This window comes from Actinomyces sp. S6-Spd3, from assembly GCF_000758755.1.
Classification (GTDB): domain Bacteria; phylum Actinomycetota; class Actinomycetes; order Actinomycetales; family Actinomycetaceae; genus Pauljensenia.
The window spans coordinates 1-747 of sequence record NZ_JRMV01000014.1; the positions used below are offsets into that span (position 1 = coordinate 1).

The 747-nt window shown below is 54.1% G+C and carries 1 protein-coding gene; it reads left to right on the top strand.

Translation table 11 applies throughout. The features are described from left to right. Window positions 1-289: 289 nt before the first annotated feature. A partial coding sequence (locus HMPREF1627_RS00110) for an AMIN-like domain-containing (lipo)protein (protein WP_158705774.1) occupies window positions 290-747 on the top strand: 458 nt, incomplete at its 3' end.

Genomic DNA, 747 nt, shown 5'->3' on the forward strand with positions numbered 1-747 from the left:
CGCCATTACGCTGGCGGCCGTTGCGCAAGAAATCTGGTGTTCGCCGCTACGCCCTCCGAAAATCAGGGCTACGCGGGTTTTCTTTGGAGAATCACTCATGACCTTGACTTTACTTCAAAATAATCAAGTTCAATCAACTCTGACGCGCCTTCAAAAATATGTCGCGCGTTAGACACTGCTTGCAGTTCACCACGATTTTCATTTTCGAGGCCGGTAAGCAGGCTACTTGTAGATGAAGCCCTCTCTTGGGCGGGTTAGAGTAAGAAAAACGTAGCGATTGGAACTCACCATGAATAACAAAGTACGAGTCAGCGTAGCGCTAACCACCTTGCTATCGGCCTTGGCATTTAGCGGATGCAGCCAGGGCGAGGGCGCCCCTGATGCCTCTACGCCGGCAACTACTGAGGCCGAAACCTACCTGCCCACACCGTATGTGGACACGACGGCGGAAACTGTTGTTCTTATGGACGAGGCGGAATGGATTTCTGGACCATCTGAGCAGGTTGAAGGTACTTCAAACACTTCCTTGCTGGTCCACGATTTTCGCGTAGGTGTACATGAGGATTACTACCGCGTGGTGGTCGAGTTCGTGGGCCAGGGCGATCCTGGCTGGACCATTGGTTGGACCGACAAATCGGTTGAGCTCGGGCGCGGCGAGGCACTGCCAATTCCGCAGGGCAACGTGCTTGACATTATGATCCACGGCGCCACCTGGCCGGCGATTCCCGGAGCTGCCGAATACTACTA